Below are 16,311 nucleotides of genomic sequence, written 5' to 3'. Positions count from 1 at the left end.
GCTCATGCCTCCTTCTTGTAGTCGGCGAAGCGGCCGCCGAGCGTGGCCAGGCTGTCGATCAGTCCGGCCGGCTGCCAGTGCTCGCCGTGGCGCTCGGCCAGTGCGTTGAGGCGCTCACGAATGGCCGGCAGACCCTGACGGTCGGCCCAGGTCATCGGGCCACCGACTTCGGCCGGGAAGCCGTAACCGTAGAGGTAGACGGTGTCGATATCGGCGCTGGACTCGGCCATGCCTTCCTCGAGTATCTTGGCGCCCTCATTGACCAGCGCCAGCAGGCAGCGCTCGAGGATTTCCTCACTGCCAATCTCGCGACGCTCATAACCGAGCCGCTCGGACTCACGCTGCACCAGCGCGTCCACTTCAGGATCGTGCTCGGCCTGGCGGCTGCCCTCGGCGTAGCGGTAGTAGCCCATGCGCGATTTCTGGCCGAAGCGGCCCAGCTCGCACAGACGATTGTCGACCTGCACCTCAGGCTCATCCTGGCCCTTGCCGGACAGTTCACGGGCGCGCCACTCCAGGTCGATACCGACCACGTCGTACATGCGGAACGGGCCCATGGCGAAACCGAAGCCCTGCAGCGCGGCGTCCACCTGATGCGGGTAGGCGCCTTCGAGCAGCATCATCCGCGCCTCCCGCACGTAGGTGGCGAGCATGCGGTTGCCGATGAAGCCCGGGCAGTTGCCGGCGACCACGCTGACCTTGCCCATGCGCTTGCCCAGTTCGGTGGATGCTTCGAGCACCACTTTGGAAGTCTTCGCGCCGCGGACGATCTCCAGCAGTTTCATGATGTGCGCCGGGCTGAAGAAATGCAGACCCACAACCTGCTCGGGGCGGCCAGTGACTGCGGCGATGGCGTCGATATCCAGCGCGGAGGTATTGCTGGCAAGGATGCCGCTCGCCTTCACGATGCCGTCCAGCTCGCGGAAGATGTTCTGCTTGAGCTCGAGGTTTTCGTAGACCGCTTCGATCACCAGATCCACATCGGCCAGCGCCTGGTAATCGGCCGCCTTGCTGATGCAGGCCCGGCGCGCCTGCGCCTGAGTCTCGTCGATCCGGCCCTGCCGCACATTGTGCGCGTAGGTGTCAGCCACCACGTTCAGCGCCTGCTCCAGCATCTCGGGGTTGTTGTCCAGCCAGCGCACCTGCACGCCGGCGTTGGCCAGGCTCATGACGATACCGCGGCCCATGGTGCCCGCGCCGATCACGGCGGCGGTCTGGATATCGAAGCGGTCTTGGCTCATTGCAGATGTCCTCGTTGCAAGGCTGGAAAAACTGGAGACCAACCATAGACGAAGACGCTACTATTTTTGAAATTTAGTCTTGTGATGTTTCGGATTCATCGAATGAATACCTACAACTTCGACCTCAACCTGCTCCGCGTGCTGGATGCCCTGCTGCGCGAGCGCAACGTCTCGCGTGCCGCCGAGCGCCTGTCGTTAAGCCAGCCGGCGGTCAGCAATGCCCTGGCCCGCTTGCGCGAACTACTCGACGACCCGCTGCTGGTGCGTGCCGGCCGAGCCATGCAGCCGACACCAAGGGCGCTGGCACTGGAAGCACCGATCCGCCACGCGCTGCAGCAGATCGAGCACAGCCTGATTGCCGGCGAAGCCTTCGATCCGGCGCGCAGCCACCAGCGTTTCCGCATCGCCGTGACCGACTATGTGGAGCTGATCTGCATGCCCGCGCTGATGCGGCGCCTGGCCGAGCACGCACCCGGCATCCAGCTGGCGATCCAGCACCTGACGCCGACGCTGCCGGTCGAAGCGCTGGACAACGGCGAGGTCGACCTGGTGCTCGGGCGCTTTCTCGAGGTGCCGTCACGCTTTCACGTACGTCGCTGGGCCAGCGAGACGCTGCAGGTGGCGGTGCGGCGCGACCACCCGCTGCTGACAGCGGGGCTGGATCTGGATGCGTTTCTGCGCCTGCGCCACCTGTGGGTGCATGGTGGCCAGACCCGCGGCATGGTCGACCAGTGGCTGGAAGCCCAAGGGCTTGAACGCAAGGTTGTCTACACCACGCCGAACTACCTGCAGGCCGCGCATATCGTCGCCAGCAGCGACCTCGCTGCCGTACTGCCGACCCAGTTGGCGCGCTATTTCGCCACGCTGCTACCCCTGCAAACCTTCGATCTGCCGTTCGATCTCGGCACCTTCGCGCTGGATATCGTCAGCGTCGCACAGCGACAGAACGACTCGGCGCTGCAATGGCTGATCGAACAGATAGACGCCGTGGCGCCTAGCTGAGGCGCGAATCGAGCGCAACGAATCTCACGCCTGACTAATATCCATTTGCTAGTATCTCCCAGCTTTTCCGTCGGGAATTTCCCGAAAGCAGGCGACTGCGGCCGGCTGCGCGGAACATCGCAGCAAGGTGGATATCTACTCTTGCTAATGCGCCATGGTGAACATGGACGATCAAATCAAATCCGGAGCTAGACCTATGGCGGCCCTGCTGCAACGTACCACCGACACCATTACTCGCAATCAGGCCGAACTGCTCAGCAGCTGGAAGTCCGACCTGCAGAATCTGGGCGGCTATCACAACGTCAAGCCCGAAGAACTGGCCCAGCAGACCGTCGACTTCATCCGTCAGCTGATCAGCGGAACGGCAGACGGCTCGGCCGATATCAACGGTCCGGCCTGGGACAGCATGCGCCTGTACCTGGAAAAACTCTCGCGCAGCCGCGCCCTGCTCGGCATGGATTCGCAACAGACCGCCGGTTTCATCTTCGCCATCAAGCGTCCGCTGATGACCCTGCTGCAGAGCGAATACGCCAACGAACCGGCAGTATTCGCCGAGCAGCTGTGGGCGGTATCCGAGCTGATCGACAGCCTCGGGCTGTACACCGTGCGCACCTTCCAGAAGTCCCGCGAAGAAGTGATCAAGCGTCAGCAGGAAGAGTTGCTGGAGCTGTCGACCCCGGTGGTCAAGCTGTGGGACGGCGTGCTCGCCCTGCCGATGATCGGCACCCTCGACTCGCAGCGCACCCAGGTGGTGATGGAGTCGCTGCTGCAGCGCATCGTCGATACCGGTTCGGAAATCGCCATCATCGATATCACCGGTGTGCCGACGGTCGACACCCTGGTCGCCCAACATCTGCTGAAGACGGTCACCGCGATTCGCCTGATGGGTGCCGACTGCATCATCAGCGGCGTGCGTCCGCAGATCGCGCAAACCATCGTGCATCTGGGCCTGGATTTGCAAGGCATCGTCACCAAGGCCAGCCTGGCCGACGCCCTGGCTCTGGCCCTGCGCCGTTCCGGCCTCACCGTGACGAAGGCCGTCTAATGGATCGCATACCCATTCTGCGGATGGGCGAGTTTCTGCTCGTCACCATCCAGGTCGACATGCACGACCAACTGGCGATGACCCTGCAGGACGACCTAGCCGAACGCATCAGCGCGACGTCGGCAAAGGCCGTGCTGATCGATATCTCCGCACTGGACATGGTCGACTCCTTCATCGGCCGCATGATCGGCACCATCTCCGGCCTGTCACGGATCATGGACGCCGAGACCGTGGTAGTCGGCATGCAACCGGCCGTGGCCATCACCCTGGTCGAACTCGGCCTCGACCTCCCCGGCGTCAGCACCGCGTTGAACGTCGAGCGCGGCATGCAGCTGCTGCGCGCCCGCGTGGCCGCGCAATGATCGTGCGCAGCAGCGGCAGCCAGCCGGTGCGCCTCGAACAGGATGTCGTGCTGGCGCGGCAGACCGTGCGCAAGCTGACCCAGGAATGCGCCATGCGCCTGATCGACCAGACCAAGCTGGTCACCGCGGTCAGCGAGCTGGCGCGCAACACCGTGGTCTACGGTGGCGGCGGCGACATGGACTGGCAGCTGATCGAGGACGGCACGCGGGTCGGCGTACGCCTGACCTTCCGCGACGAAGGCCCGGGCATCGCCGACATCAAACTGGCCATGACCGACGGCTGGACGTCCGGTAGCGGCCTCGGCCTGGGCCTGACCGGCGCCAAGCGGCTGGTTGACGAGTTCGAACTCGACAGCACGGTCGGCGCGGGCACCCGAATCACCATCACGCGGTGGACATGAACGTTCAGGGAAGCGTCACCCAGGTCCTGCTGATCGAAGACAACAGCCAGATCGGCCACGCCCGCCGGGTCGCCCAGCGGCTGGCCGAACAGCACGACTTCGACACCACCGATGCCGGGCGCGCCGCCCTGCTCGCCACCGAGCTGGGCAGTAACCTGCTCAAGCACGCCGGGCGCGGCGAACTGCACCTTCGCGTAATTCCTGGACGAGAGGGGTGCGGCGTCGAAATCATCGCGGTCGACCGCGGACCGGGCTTCGACCTCGATCAATGCCTGACCGACGGCTTTTCCACCCGCGGCACCCAGGGCATCGGGCTCGGCGCGCTGGCGCGTCAGGCCCAGGTGTTCGACGCCTACTCCGATGCCCGCGGCTCGGTGGTGCTGGCGCAGCTGTTTCCTCGCGGCGTGCAGCCGCCGCCGTGGCGCTATGGCGTCAGCCAGCATCCCTATCCAGGCGAAACAGCCTGTGGCGACGCCTGGCAGCTGGCCTTCGATGGGCAGCGCTGCAGCGCCCTGGTCATCGATGGCATCGGCCATGGCGAGCTTGCCCAACAGGCCGCACTGGCAGGTGCGGTGGCGTTTGCAGAATCCCCACTGGATTCCCCCTTCGCCCTGTTCAGCAATATGCACCAGGCGATGAACGGCACTCGTGGCGGCGCCGCAGCCATCGCGCACTTCGACGGCCAGCGTCAGACGCTGGATTTCGCCGGCATCGGCAATATCGGCGCCAGCCTGATCGCTAGCGAGGGCTCGCGTGGCCTGGCCTCGCATCCTGGCATCGTCGGCGTGCGCTTTCGCAAGGCGCATGTCTTCGACTACCCGCTGGGCGAGGCGCGGCTCCTGGTGCTCTACAGCGATGGCCTGCAAACACGCTGGAATCTGCGCGACTACCCCGGTCTCGTTCACCGTCACCCGGCCATCATCGCCGCACTGTTGCATCGCGACTTCTGCCGCGGTCGCGACGACGTGACCGTGCTGGCACTCAACCTGGAGGCTCCTCGTGGCTGATCCGACGTCCCCCGAGTCCGGCGACGCCGGCCTGCTCGAGCAGCTGCGCCGCGATAACGAGTCGCTGCGCGCCGAACTGGAAGAAACCAATCAGGGTGTCTTGGCGCTGTATGCCGAGCTGGACACCCAGGCCGAGCAGCTGCGCCAGGCCTCGGACCTGAAGAGTCGCTTTCTGTCGTACATGAGCCACGAGTTCCGTACGCCGCTGGGCTCGATCCTCAGCATCACCCGCCTGCTCAGCGACGAACTGGACGGCCCGTTGAGCCCGGAACAGCACACGCAGGTGCGTTTCGTCAGCTCGGCCGCCAGCGAGCTGAGCGAAATGGTCGATGATCTGCTCGACCTGGCCAAGATCGAAGCCGGCCGCGTCAGCATTTCCCCGGCCTGGTTCGACATGCTCGACCTGTTCTCGGCGTTGCGCGGCATGTTCCGCCCCATCGTCGAGGGCTCGCCGATCGACCTCATCTTCGAAGAGCCCGAAGGCATTCCGCGGCTCTATACCGATGACAAGAAGCTGGCGCAGATCCTGCGCAACTTCATCTCCAACGCGGTGAAGTTCACGCCCCAGGGGGTGGTGCGCGTGTCGGCACGGATGGAAAACCCGCAGCAGGTCCGCTTCGCCGTCAGCGACACCGGTATCGGCATTGCCCCCGAGCTGCACGACCGGCTTTTCGAAGATTTCGCCCAGGTCGACTCGCCGCTGCAGAAGCGCCTGCGCGGCACCGGCCTCGGCCTGGCGTTGTGCAAGCGTTTCGCCGAACTGCTCGGCGGCCGTGTCGGTGTGGAAAGCGAACCAGGCAAGGGCTCGGAGTTCTATGTAGTTCTGCCTCTGGCGATTGATACGGAGCCTTCCGATGGAGCGTGACAGCCGTCTGTTGATCGTCGACGACAACGCGCCGACGCGCTATGCGATGCGCCGGGTACTGGAACGCCATGGCTATCAGGTGCTGGAAGCCGGCACTGGCAGCGAAGGCCTGGAACTGGTGGCCAACGCCGCGCCGGATGCGCTGATCCTCGACGTCAACCTGCCGGACATGAGCGGCTTCGACATCGCCCGCCAGCTGCGCGCCGATGCGAACACCGCCCTGCTGCCGCTGATTCACGTGTCCGCCGCCTCCATCGAGACCAACGACATCATCACCGGCCTCGATGCCGGCGGCGATGCCTACCTGATCCACCCGGTCGACCCCGACGTGCTGCTGGCAACGCTGCGCACCCTGCTGCGGGTGCGCGATACCGAGCGCGCACTGCGTGACAGCGAGGCGCGCTTCCGGGAAATCTTCTTCCATGTCGCCGCGCCCATCGCGGTGCTCGACGCCGAACTGCAGCTGCACGAGTGCAACCATGCGTTTGAACTGCTGGTGGGAGCCGTCGGCCCGACGGCTCCCCTGTCGCAACGTTTCGCCGCCGGCCAAGAAGCGATTCTCGCCGAGCTGAGCGCACATCTTCAGGCCGGCGAGCGCTGGCAAACCCCGCTGCAAATGCAGGTCAACGGCGATACCCGCGAGACCGAGTGGCAAATTTCCCCGTACCGCGCACAGGGCCTGGGCCTGGTGTTCGTTGAGGACGTAACCGAACAGCGTCTGCGTGAACGCGCACAGCGCCAGGAAATCGCGACTACCACCAGTCAGCTCGCCCACGAGGTCGCCGAGCGAGCGCGCACCGAAGAGCAGCTGCTGCAGGCGCAGAAGATGGACGCCCTGGGCAAACTCACTGGCGGTATCGCACACGACTTCAACAACCTGCTCACCGGCATCATCACCGGCATCGAGCTGATGAAGCAGCGCATCATCGAAGGCCGCGCCGACAGCGTGCTGCGCTTTGCCGATGCCTCGCTCAGCTCGGCGCGCAGTGCAGCGTCGCTGACCAATCGCCTGCTGGCATTCGCTCGCAAACAGCCGCTGGATGCACGGGCGCTGGATATCAACGAACGCATCCGCTCGCTGGAAGACCTGCTGCGGCGCACCATCGGCGAACGCATCACGCTGACCTTCGACTTCACCGCCGAGCCCGCGGTGGCGCGCGTGGACGTCAGCCAGTTCGAGAGCGCCCTGCTCAATCTGGTGATCAACGCCCGCGATGCGTTGCCCGAAGGCGGGCATATCCGCATCAGTACCTTTCCCTCGGATGGCAGCCAGGAGGCGGAACTCGCGCCAGGGCGCTACATCGGTCTGTGCGTGAGCGATGACGGAACGGGTATCGAGCCCGGCGTGCTGGACAAGGTCTTCGATCCCTTCTTCACCACCAAGCCGCAGGGCCGCGGCACAGGGCTGGGGCTATCGAGCATCTACGGGTTTGCCCTGCAGTCGGGTGGCGATGCGAGCATTCGCAGCACGCTCGGCGCCGGAACCGAAGTCACCCTCCTGCTGCCCGCCGCCAACGGCGAACAGGCAGCGACGCCCGCCGCAGCGCCGGATAGTTCGATGCGGCTGGTCGGCCACGAGCACGTGCTGGTGGTGGAAGACATGCCCAGCGTGCGCATGCTGATCGCCGAGACGCTGATCGAAGCCGGCTACCGCTGCAGCCAGGCGGGAGACGTGGAAACCGCCCAGTCTCTGCTCGAGGCCGACCCGTCGATTGACCTGCTGCTGACCGATGTCGGGCTACCCCGTCTTTCCGGTCGCCAGCTGGCCGAATGGGCACGCCGCGAGCGCCCGACATTGCCGGTGGTGCTGATGACCGGCTATGCGGAGAGCGCATCCAGTCGCGAGGGCTTTGTCGATGAGCGCATGGAGCTGGTGCTCAAGCCGTTCGAAGGTGCAGACCTGCTGATCAAGATCCGCGGCCTCCTCGACGAAGCCTGATGTTGCCGACCGACTATCCACCGCCGCTTAAAAATCACCTATCTGCGCTTGATGCGCATGGCGCGGGCAACAAAAAACCCGCCGAAGCGGGTTCTTTCTGACCTATCCGAATCCTTCCGGCTGCCTTCCTGGCGGTGGTCGATCATCCTGATCCTGAGCACGTCCTGCGCTTCAGAGTGGGCATAGATTAATCATCAGGCCGCAGGCAATGAAGAGCCAAAAACCGGGATTCTTGTAAGCCTTTCGCTATAGCTAAAACGAACGTGTCGTTTCACTGTCGCGCTTACCAGCCTGGCGGGACAGAAGGCTGCCTTTGCGCGGCCACGCACCCCGCTGCTTTGTCGGCAAACAATGCTCCCGCTACGAATTATTAGCGTGGAACATTTGTTGAATTATTTCTCTTCCCCCCATAGGCTCACAAAATATTGAGAATTAACAACTAGTTAAACCATAAATATTTGAGTTCGCGAGCTTACTTAAAGGGACCAATTTATTTAAATTGCAAATAAAAGCTGTACATATATTTAAAACTACGTATATTCGCCCCACTGCTTCGCAATTAACACTTCGACACCCGGCATGATGTTTCTCTGTTTCATCTCCTCGGTTCGTTTTGCTTCTCGCTTCTCAGTCTCGGCACCGAATGCTTCAGTGCTGCAGCCTTAAAACACCTTGGGAGATACTCATGTCTACTCGTCAAAATGGCACAGTCAAATGGTTCAACGATGAAAAAGGTTTCGGCTTTATTACGCCGACCGATGGCAGCGAAGATCTGTTCGTTCATTATCGTTCAATCGAAAGCACAGGTTTCAAAAGCCTGAGCGAAGGCCAAGCGGTCTCTTTCATGGCTACCAAAGGCCAGAAAGGGATGCAGGCTGATCAGGTTCAAGTCTCCTAAGACGCCTGATACAAAAAAGCCCCGCTTCGGCGGGGCTTTTTTTCGTCCGTAATATCTGACGCAACGGCTTTTCCCATGATCGTAAAATAATAGTGCTAGTTCTGAATGTCGGAAATAGGCGCGGTCGACGTTCAGCACCAGCGGCATATGAATTCCTCAGAAAAGCAAAAACCCGCCGAAGCGGGTTTTTTCTGACCTTTCCGAATTCCCTTCGATTGCCGTCCTGGCGATGGTCGATCTTCCTGATCCTGAGCGCGTCCTGCGCTTCAGAGTGGGTGTAGATTAATTACACACCGTGGACGGTAAAAGGGTCGAACGCCGCAGCCTCTTGTAAGCCTTTTGCTATAGCTGCAGGAGCCGGGGAACTTTCAGACCCAAGGAACGCCTCGCAGTCGCCCTGAAAGGCCCGACGTAGAGCCATCCTGAGCAAGCGATGCATCGTAATCGACGGTGCATCGCTGCGACGAGATCCAAAACGCGCGAAACCTGTCCAGCAGACGTATTAGTCCTTCGACAGGTCAACCAGCGGCTCGTCACGAATTTCAGTGTCGCGACCGGCCTGTACCGCTTCGATCCGTTTGCGCGCGGCGTCGACTGCGGCGCTATTGACCAGCAGCTCGTAACTCACGCGAAAATGCTTCTGCTCACCTGGCTCAATCTTCGGCACCAATCCCAACGGCCGTTGATAGCGGCGGTTGTAGGAAAAGCTGGTACCTGGTTCGAGACCGGTCACGTAGCCCTGCTTCTCGGTATCGGTGTTCTTCCACAGCGAGAACACCGGTAGCTCGGCAGTATTGAAGCCGACACTGACGCCGAGATTGCCGGCGCGGTTGTGCAGCATGGTCAGGGTCTGGCCCTGTTCGTCCGCATAGGGCACCACGTTGAACACCGTCTCGTCGTAGTCCCTGGTTGGGCCGCGATAGCGCTGCCAGTCGCTCAGCTCCTTCGCCGCGCGGGGGTTGAACGGTGAGACCTGCTTGACCGGCGCCACGAAGCGCGCGCCCTCCTCCAGCAGCGGCGTGCCGAAATTGGTGTGGTACAGCACCTGGTATTCCTTGGCGTAGTCGCCCTGATTGGTCAGCGTGTCGTGCAACGAGAATCCGGTGCGGCCGGGCTCTGTGCTGAGCTCGGTGAGGATTGCGAAGTCGAGTTTCTTAAAGGCCTTCTCCTGCAGCTCTCCACGCAAGCGAATGGCATAGGGCGGCTTCTCGTCGATCTGCAGCACTACCCGCGAGGCCGGAATGTTCGCCGCACGGCCATGCAGCGTGAGCAGTTCGCCGTTGTCTTCGCCGGGGTGGCCGACCCACTCGAAGCCGCAACGGGTGACCAGTTCATTGAAGCCCTCGAGCCAGCCCAGCCCGCCGCGCCCGTTGAGCTCGATAAAGGCCGGGTTGACCACTTCATCCACCGGCGAATCCCAGCCCAGGCGTACCTCGCCGGCCACCGCTTCCAGCACATTCATGCCGCGCGTGGGCACAACGGTCATGCGCATGCTGCCGTTGTCGATCTCGATCAGGCTGACGCCTTCCTGCCGGCCGCCATGCAAGGTACGCATGCTGACCGAGAATGGCGTCGGCGCGTCGATGCCCAGCTCTTCGCTGGTGATGCGCCAGTTCTTCGCCGGCTTGTCGTGGTCGATCAGCACCTGTTCCCAGGCCATGGCAGGAGTGGCCAGGCAGATGCCCAGGCCGAGGAGAAGCTGCAAACGGGTCATGGGGGTTCCCTTTGTTGTTATGACTCATGCTCAAGGTAGCTGAAACGTTTCATCTGGCAAGCCAAAGCGGTTGCCGAATGACCGAAGGGAGGCGGAACGCATGCTGTACGGAGTGCTCTAGCTTGGCTTTCAGCCCTTGCTGTAGCGACTCGGCTGCCAGTAGCCGGTGAGCAGCGGAAGTGCGGGACCACGCCAGCCGCGCTGACGAAGTTGCCGGGCGATCAGCGCATTCATGATCTTGTGCCCCATCAGCAACACGCTTTCATTGGCCTCGGCCAGCTCGATCAACCGATCGGCCGCTGCGCTGGCACGCCTTGTGGATTCTCGGATGTGCTCGGTATGGCTGGCGAAGCCGAGAAACCAGGCGGTGCGAAACGCCAGGCGCCAGAAGCGCGACGGCAACAGCGGCAGGCCCCACTCGGGATACGGCAGGTGCGGCTCGACGAACAGCGGATCAGGCAGTTCACAGCAGTCGCATTCCAGATGCGAGCGCGATTCGATGCAGCGCTGCAGGGAGCTGCAGACCACGATGCCAACCGAGCCTGCCAGCGCGACCAGACTGTCCGGGCGCTCGGCGGCGACGACCTCGGCAGCGTTGTAGCGCTCGACCCAGGTTTTCATGCCAACCGGCGTGCTCCAGCGCGCTGCGCCGTGGTCGGGTCTACCGTGCCGCACGAGGATGATCTGCATCTGGCTACCGGATACACAGGCCCGGCCGCCAAGACGCATGCCTGGCAGCAGGGGGATAGAAAGAGAATGAAGCGGGTGGAAACGCCCCGGCACGCGGCCGGGGCGACGGGGTCACTTGTCGAGCTCGTCCTGCTTTTCCAGGAATTCCTCTTCGAGCATCGCATCCTTGACGGCCTGAGGCTGCTCATCGAGCAGCGGATCATTCAACTCGCCGCTGGACAGTACGCGGGTGTCCAGCTTGCCCATCAGATGCTCCAGCGCGTGCTGCATCTTGTCCGCCGCGCCATCGACCGCCAGCTGCAGCGACTCGGCCTTGTGCGTCACCGACACCGCCTGATGCCCCTTGGGCCGCGCCTCGATCTGGCAACGCTTGTCATCGGCGCCGGCCTTCTGCGCGTTCTCATCGCTGACATGGACTTCCACTCGGGTGAGGAAGTCGTCGAAACGCTCGAGCCGATCCTCAACGGTCGTACCGACCCACTCGTGCAGCTCGACGCTGCCAGGGATGTGGTTGCTATTGACCTGCACTTGCATACAACTACTCCTGATAGATGACGTACCTACTAAGGTTCGAGGCGTGCGCGTCGGCGAGGTTCAGCTGCTTCGTCCGGTTGCGGGCCCAGGCGGGTCGGCGGGCGTGGCGCCCGCACGGTCAGCCCGACCACCGAGCAGCCAACCCAGCACACCCCAGACCGCCGCGCACACGGCGCCGACCAGGGCGATCAGCCAGACGCCCTGACCGAGACTGTCGAGCAGGCTCTTGGCCCAGCCGCTCAGGGCATCGCCGCCGCGATAGACCACGGTGTCGATGAAGTTCTTCGCCTTGTACTTGCTCTCGGCATCCAGCGGCGCGAAGAGCATCTCGCGGCCCGGGCGGACGAAGGCGTATTCGCCGACGCGACGCACGATCATCACGGCGGCCAGCACGGCAAAGGTCGGCGCCAGAGCCAGGCCGGCGAAACCGAGGCAGACCAGCGCCGGTACGGCGGCCAGCAGAATCCGCACGCCGAGCCGCTGCGCGATGCGCCCGGTGATGAACAGCTGCGACAGCAAGGCGCCCGCCTGCACCACGAAATCGATCGCACCGAACACCCGCACCTGCTCGGCACGATCCGGAAACAGCTCGGCGACCAGCCTTGCCTGTTCGAAGTAGAGAAAGGTGCTGGCGGTCGTCAGCAGCAGCACGAACGCCGCGATGCCGAGCAGATAGCCCGAGCCCAGCACCCGCGTCAGGCCACTGAATGGATTGCCCGCTACCGGTCGCCGTGGACTTTCGGCATGTTCGGCGCCGGGACGGCCGGCACCCATCTCCTCGCGCCAGACCATCAGGTAGTGCTTGAACGCGACCGCGGCGACCAGCAAAAGCGCCGCCAGCAGCATCAGCCCGAACTGACCGAGCACGCCGACCAACAGCGCGCTCGTCGCCGGTCCGACCAGCCCGCCCACGCTGGCACCAGCAGCGATGAAGGCGAACAGCCGGCGCGCCTGTGGCGCGTCGAACACATCGGCCATCAGGCTCCAGGCGACCGAGACCACGAACAGGTTGTAGACCGAGATCCACACGTAGAACACCCGCGCCAGCCAGACGCTGTCTCCGAGCAGGAAAAACAGCCCCGCGAACACGAGCAGGTTGACGCAGAAAAAGCCGTACACCCAGTCGATGTAATGGATGCGCGCGACCCGAGAGTTGAGCCAGGCGAACAGTGGCACCGCCACCAGCATGGCGATGAAGGTCGCGGTGAACAGCCACTGCAGGTTCTCGACGCCGCCCTGAATGCCCATCGACTCGCGAATCGGCCGCAGCATGAAGTACCCAGAGAACAGGCAGAAGAACAGGCTGAACCCGGCTAGCGCAGCACGCAGTTCGCCCGGGCGGGCATTGATCAGCGCGGCCCCGCGAGCGGCTAGCGAAGTCGGCATTCGGCGCTCAGCGGAAGGCGTCGACGATCATCTGCCGCTGCCGCGCATCCGGCAGCCGCCCCTGCCCGGCGAGCAGGTTGTCGGCCATGTAGCGCGGGTTGGAAGTCGCCGGTATGACCGCAGTTACAGCCGGCTCGGCAAGGATGAACTTGAGCAGCAGCTGCGCCCAGGAGCTGGCACCGATCTCCACTGCCCAGGCCGGCAGCGGCTTGTCCCTGACCCTGGACAGCAGGTTGCCACGGGTAAACGGCCGGTTGATCAGCGTGGCGATGCCGTGGTCGGCGCAGTACGGCAGCAGCTGCTTCTCGGCGTTGCGCTCGCCCACCGAATAGTTGAACTGCACGAAGTCGACCTTCTCCTGCTTCAGCGTCTCCAGCAGGCGGTCGTGGGCCGACTCCAGATAGTGGGTCACGCCGATGCAGCGCACCCGCCCCTCCTGCTTGAGTTCGCGCAGCAGGCCGAGCTGGATGCGGGTGTCCTGCAGGTTGTGCACCTGGATCAGGTCGATGGTGTCGGTCTGCAGCGCCTTGAAGCTCGCTTCGATCTGCGCCATGCCGCGCTCGCGACCGCTGGAGGACACCTTGCTGGCGAGGAAGACCTTGTCGCGCTGGCCGTGGCGCTCGACCAGCTCACCGACGACGCGCTCGGAATTGCCGTAGCTCGGCGCGGTATCGATCAGCGATGCGCCGCCGTCGAGCAGCACGCGCAGCACCTCGAGCAACCGTGTCATCTCGGGATAATCCAGGCCTATGTCATGTGTCCGCGAAGTGCCAAGGCCGATGATGGGCAGCATCTCGCCGGTGGCGGGAATCTCGCGTCGACGCAGCGCCTCGGCTGCCCGCACCAGCGACGGCAACAGCGGACCGAGCGCCAGCATCGCTGCGGCCACGGCTGTACGTTGAATGATCTGGCGGCGCGTCGGCATGGGTGGGGTCTCCGGTCGTTTGCGATATCGACCTCTGAGTATGGTCGAGTCATTTCGCGATACCGGCCCGGCGACGTACGGAGCTTTTCCTGATGTTTCATGTAGCGCCGAAGCGTACGATAACGATGCCGCAATAGTGGCAATATGCCCCTATTTGCGCTTTACTGCGCCGCTTCCGATGCCTGCTGCGCTGACGGCGGGTTGGTAACTGTCGAGACGAACATGTCCTTGAACCTACGCCAGTCGCGCCAGCAGAGTCCCGATGGCGAGGCACCCGCCGCGCCGCGTCCCTGGGTACGCTCCCGGCTGAGCAGTCTCTGTTATGCCGCAGGACTGCTGTTGGTGTTCATTCTCAGCCTGCTTCTGCTGCCGAACGACAGCGGCCTGGGCCGGCTGCTGTGGGGCGCGCTGTAAGACAGCGCCCAGATATCAGGTTTCAGGTCTCAGGTCTCAGGTCTCAGGTCTCAGGTCTCAGGTCTCAGGTCTCAGGTCTCAGGTACGAAAACGGCCAACCAGTTCCGCCAGCGTCTTCGACAGCCCGGACAGCTGTTGACTGGCGAGCATGCTCTGCGAGGAATAAGTGGCCGCCTCGTTGGACAGGTCACGGATATCGGTGATGTTGCGCGCGATTTCCTCGGTAACGCTGCTCTGCTCCTCGCACGCCGTGGCGATCTGGGCGGCCATGTCATTGATCCGCTGCACCGACACGGACGTTTCCGCCAGCACCTGATCGACGCCGGATGCCCGCTCGACGCTGTCTCGCGCCTTGTCGCTGCCGTTCTGCATGGCCTGCACGGCCTTGTCGACGCCGCTCTGCAAGCGCTCGATGCGCGCCTGGATATCCTTGGTCGAATCCTGTGTGCGCGCGGCCAGCGCCCGTACCTCGTCGGCCACCACGGCGAAACCGCGGCCCTGCTCACCGGCGCGCGCGGCCTCGATGGCGGCGTTGAGCGCGAGCAGATTGGTCTGCTCGGCGATGCCGCGAATCACTTCGAGCACCGCGCCGATGCTGGCGGTTTCCTCGGCAAGCGCACCGATGATCTGCGAAGCGCCTTCGACCTCCCCGGCCAGCTGGCGGATGGACTGGATGGTACTGCTGACCACCGACGCGCCCTGGCGCGACTGGGTTTCCGCCGCACGCGCGGCGTCCGACGCGTTCTGCGCATTGAGCGCGACTTCATGCACCGCCGCGCTCATCTCGGTCGCGGCGGTGGTCACCTGATCGACCGCGGCGTGTTCGCTGCTGATCAGCTGATCGTTGGTTTCAGCCATTGCCGCCATGCCGCGCGCGGCGGTCTCGACCTCAGCGGTAACCCGTCCGACCTCGGCAATCAGCGGCTGCAGTTTGTCGAGAAAACGGTTGAAGGCGTTGCCGAGCTGGCCCAGCTCGTCAGCCGAATGCACCTCCAGGCGGGCGCGCAGGTCGCCATCGCCATCGGCGATCTGCTTCAGGCGATCGAGCAGTCGGCGCATCGGATGCAACACCACCATCGGCAAACCCAGTATCAACAGCACGCAGCCCAGCAGGCCGATGATCAGCACCGCGGTCTGCTGCCTGGATGTGGCGGCGCCTTCGGCGATCGCCGCCGCGCCCTCGGCCTCGGCGGCTGCGCCTTCGAGTTCGCCGAGTTTGTCGATGGCATCGCGCATGGCATCGAAGCGCACCTCGCTGTCACCGAAGCTCAGCGCGCTGGCGGCCTGAGGATCGAGATCGACCTGCTCGATGACCCGCTGCGATAGCGCGGACCACTGCTGAAAGCCGCCATTGAACTGCTCGACCAGCGCCAGCGCCTCGGCGCCCGGTTGCATGGCTGCGTACTTCTGCACGCGGTCGTAGGCTTGCTTGAGGTTTTCCGCATGGCTGGCCCTGAGTGCCTGCACATGGTCGCCAGCATCGCTGTCGAGCAGGCTACGCTCGGCGACAAAGGCCTGATACAGGTCGCGATCGGCATTGAGCAGCAAGCCGATGGCCGGCAGATGGCGCGTTCCCAAGACCTCGCTGGAGTCGGTCACGCGTTCGATGCCACGCATCCCGAAAACGCCCATCAGCACCAGCAACAGCGCCAGAGCGGCAATGGGCAGGGTGATCTTCCAGCAAAATCCAAGATCGGTGAACAGGCGGGGCATGGCGTCGCTCCTCGAGAGGCTTTCCTTGGCTATCGGCTACAACAACTGCGGCAACAGGTCACCGGTCGACAATTGCACAGCCGCGCGCGACTTCCGTTGCGCCACATCAAGAGGAATCGCCGCCTCACCCAGTACTTCCGGATGAAGACCATGGTTGCATGTCGATCTTCGATCC

General features: G+C 63.6%; 16 protein-coding genes. 9 read left to right on the top strand and 7 right to left on the bottom strand.

The genetic code is table 11. The features are described 5' to 3' along the window. Positions 1-2 precede the first annotated feature (2 nt). On the bottom strand, positions 3-1,241 hold the full coding sequence (locus BM275_RS13515) for a 3-hydroxyacyl-CoA dehydrogenase (RefSeq protein WP_090521736.1): 1,239 nt from the start codon (positions 1,239-1,241) through the stop codon (positions 3-5). A gap of 102 nt (positions 1,242-1,343) precedes the next feature. On the opposite strand from BM275_RS13515, the gene BM275_RS13510 reads away from it, so the two are divergent. The 8 genes from BM275_RS13510 to BM275_RS13475 all read left to right on the top strand — a co-directional run bounded on the left by BM275_RS13510 (position 1,344) and on the right by BM275_RS13475 (position 8,760). Further along, entirely contained in the window at positions 1,344-2,243 is a 900-nt protein-coding gene (locus BM275_RS13510) for a LysR family transcriptional regulator (RefSeq protein ID WP_090521734.1), read from the top strand. 196 nt (positions 2,244-2,439) lie between these two features. After that, complete coding sequence (locus BM275_RS13505; RefSeq protein ID WP_014821943.1) at positions 2,440-3,288, top strand: STAS domain-containing protein; 849 nt, start codon at positions 2,440-2,442, stop codon at positions 3,286-3,288. Then, complete coding sequence (locus BM275_RS13500; RefSeq protein WP_014821944.1) at positions 3,288-3,650, top strand: STAS domain-containing protein; 363 nt, start codon at positions 3,288-3,290, stop codon at positions 3,648-3,650. The genes BM275_RS13505 and BM275_RS13500 overlap by 1 nt, the downstream gene beginning before the upstream one ends. Beyond that, a complete protein-coding gene (locus BM275_RS13495) occupies positions 3,647-4,051 on the top strand; it encodes an ATP-binding protein (protein WP_003281109.1) in 405 nt (134 codons plus the stop codon). The genes BM275_RS13500 and BM275_RS13495 overlap by 4 nt, the downstream gene beginning before the upstream one ends. Continuing rightward, a complete protein-coding gene (locus BM275_RS13490; RefSeq protein ID WP_044314311.1) occupies positions 4,048-5,058 on the top strand; it encodes an ATP-binding protein in 1,011 nt (336 codons plus the stop codon). The genes BM275_RS13495 and BM275_RS13490 overlap by 4 nt, the downstream gene beginning before the upstream one ends. After that, entirely contained in the window at positions 5,051-5,923 is an 873-nt protein-coding gene (locus tag BM275_RS13485; protein WP_044314312.1) for a sensor histidine kinase, read from the top strand. The genes BM275_RS13490 and BM275_RS13485 overlap by 8 nt, the downstream gene beginning before the upstream one ends. Further along, entirely contained in the window at positions 5,913-7,862 is a 1,950-nt protein-coding gene (locus BM275_RS13480; RefSeq protein ID WP_090521731.1) for a response regulator, read from the top strand. Before BM275_RS13485 ends, BM275_RS13480 begins: the two co-directional genes overlap by 11 nt. Positions 7,863-8,547: 685 nt before the next feature. Beyond that, positions 8,548-8,760 carry a cold-shock protein gene (locus BM275_RS13475; protein WP_014821949.1) on the top strand — a complete coding sequence of 71 codons (213 nt, stop codon included), beginning with the start codon at positions 8,548-8,550 and terminating at the stop codon, positions 8,758-8,760. Positions 8,761-9,262: 502 nt separating this feature from the next. Here BM275_RS13475 and BM275_RS13470 read toward each other — a convergent pair. The 5 genes from BM275_RS13470 to BM275_RS13450 all read right to left on the bottom strand — a co-directional run bounded on the left by BM275_RS13470 (position 9,263) and on the right by BM275_RS13450 (position 14,009). Further along, on the bottom strand, positions 9,263-10,474 hold the full coding sequence (locus BM275_RS13470; protein ID WP_044315164.1) for an aldose 1-epimerase family protein: 1,212 nt from the start codon (positions 10,472-10,474) through the stop codon (positions 9,263-9,265). Positions 10,475-10,603: 129 nt separating this feature from the next. After that, positions 10,604-11,164 (bottom strand): histidine phosphatase family protein, encoded by a 561-nt coding sequence (locus BM275_RS13465; protein WP_042922693.1) that lies wholly within the window; start codon positions 11,162-11,164, stop codon positions 10,604-10,606. A 111-nt stretch (positions 11,165-11,275) separates the two neighbouring features. Next, positions 11,276-11,698, bottom strand: a complete 423-nt coding sequence (locus tag BM275_RS13460) for an HPF/RaiA family ribosome-associated protein (RefSeq protein WP_014821952.1) — start codon at positions 11,696-11,698, stop codon at positions 11,276-11,278. Positions 11,699-11,758: 60 nt separating this feature from the next. Beyond that, positions 11,759-13,084: an NTP/NDP exchange transporter gene (locus BM275_RS13455; RefSeq protein ID WP_090521729.1), complete on the bottom strand. Its 1,326-nt coding sequence runs from the start codon at positions 13,082-13,084 to the stop codon at positions 11,759-11,761. Between the two features lie 7 nt (positions 13,085-13,091). After that, entirely contained in the window at positions 13,092-14,009 is a 918-nt protein-coding gene (locus tag BM275_RS13450; protein ID WP_090521727.1) for an aldo/keto reductase, read from the bottom strand. 222 nt (positions 14,010-14,231) lie between these two features. Between BM275_RS13450 and BM275_RS13445 the strand changes: the two genes are divergently transcribed. After that, positions 14,232-14,423: a hypothetical protein gene (locus tag BM275_RS13445; protein WP_042922642.1), complete on the top strand. Its 192-nt coding sequence runs from the start codon at positions 14,232-14,234 to the stop codon at positions 14,421-14,423. A 78-nt stretch (positions 14,424-14,501) separates the two neighbouring features. On the opposite strand, the gene BM275_RS13440 is transcribed toward BM275_RS13445, so the two are convergent. Further along, the gene (locus BM275_RS13440; RefSeq protein ID WP_090521725.1) at positions 14,502-16,136 is read right to left on the bottom strand and encodes a methyl-accepting chemotaxis protein; all 1,635 of its coding nucleotides are present in this window, start codon (positions 16,134-16,136) and stop codon (positions 14,502-14,504) included. Positions 16,137-16,311 lie beyond the last annotated feature (175 nt).

The organism is Stutzerimonas kunmingensis (genome assembly GCF_900114065.1).
Lineage (GTDB): Bacteria > Pseudomonadota > Gammaproteobacteria > Pseudomonadales > Pseudomonadaceae > Stutzerimonas > Stutzerimonas kunmingensis.
Note: the sequence above shows the minus strand (reverse complement) of the source record. Positions and strands in the feature narration are given on the sequence as shown.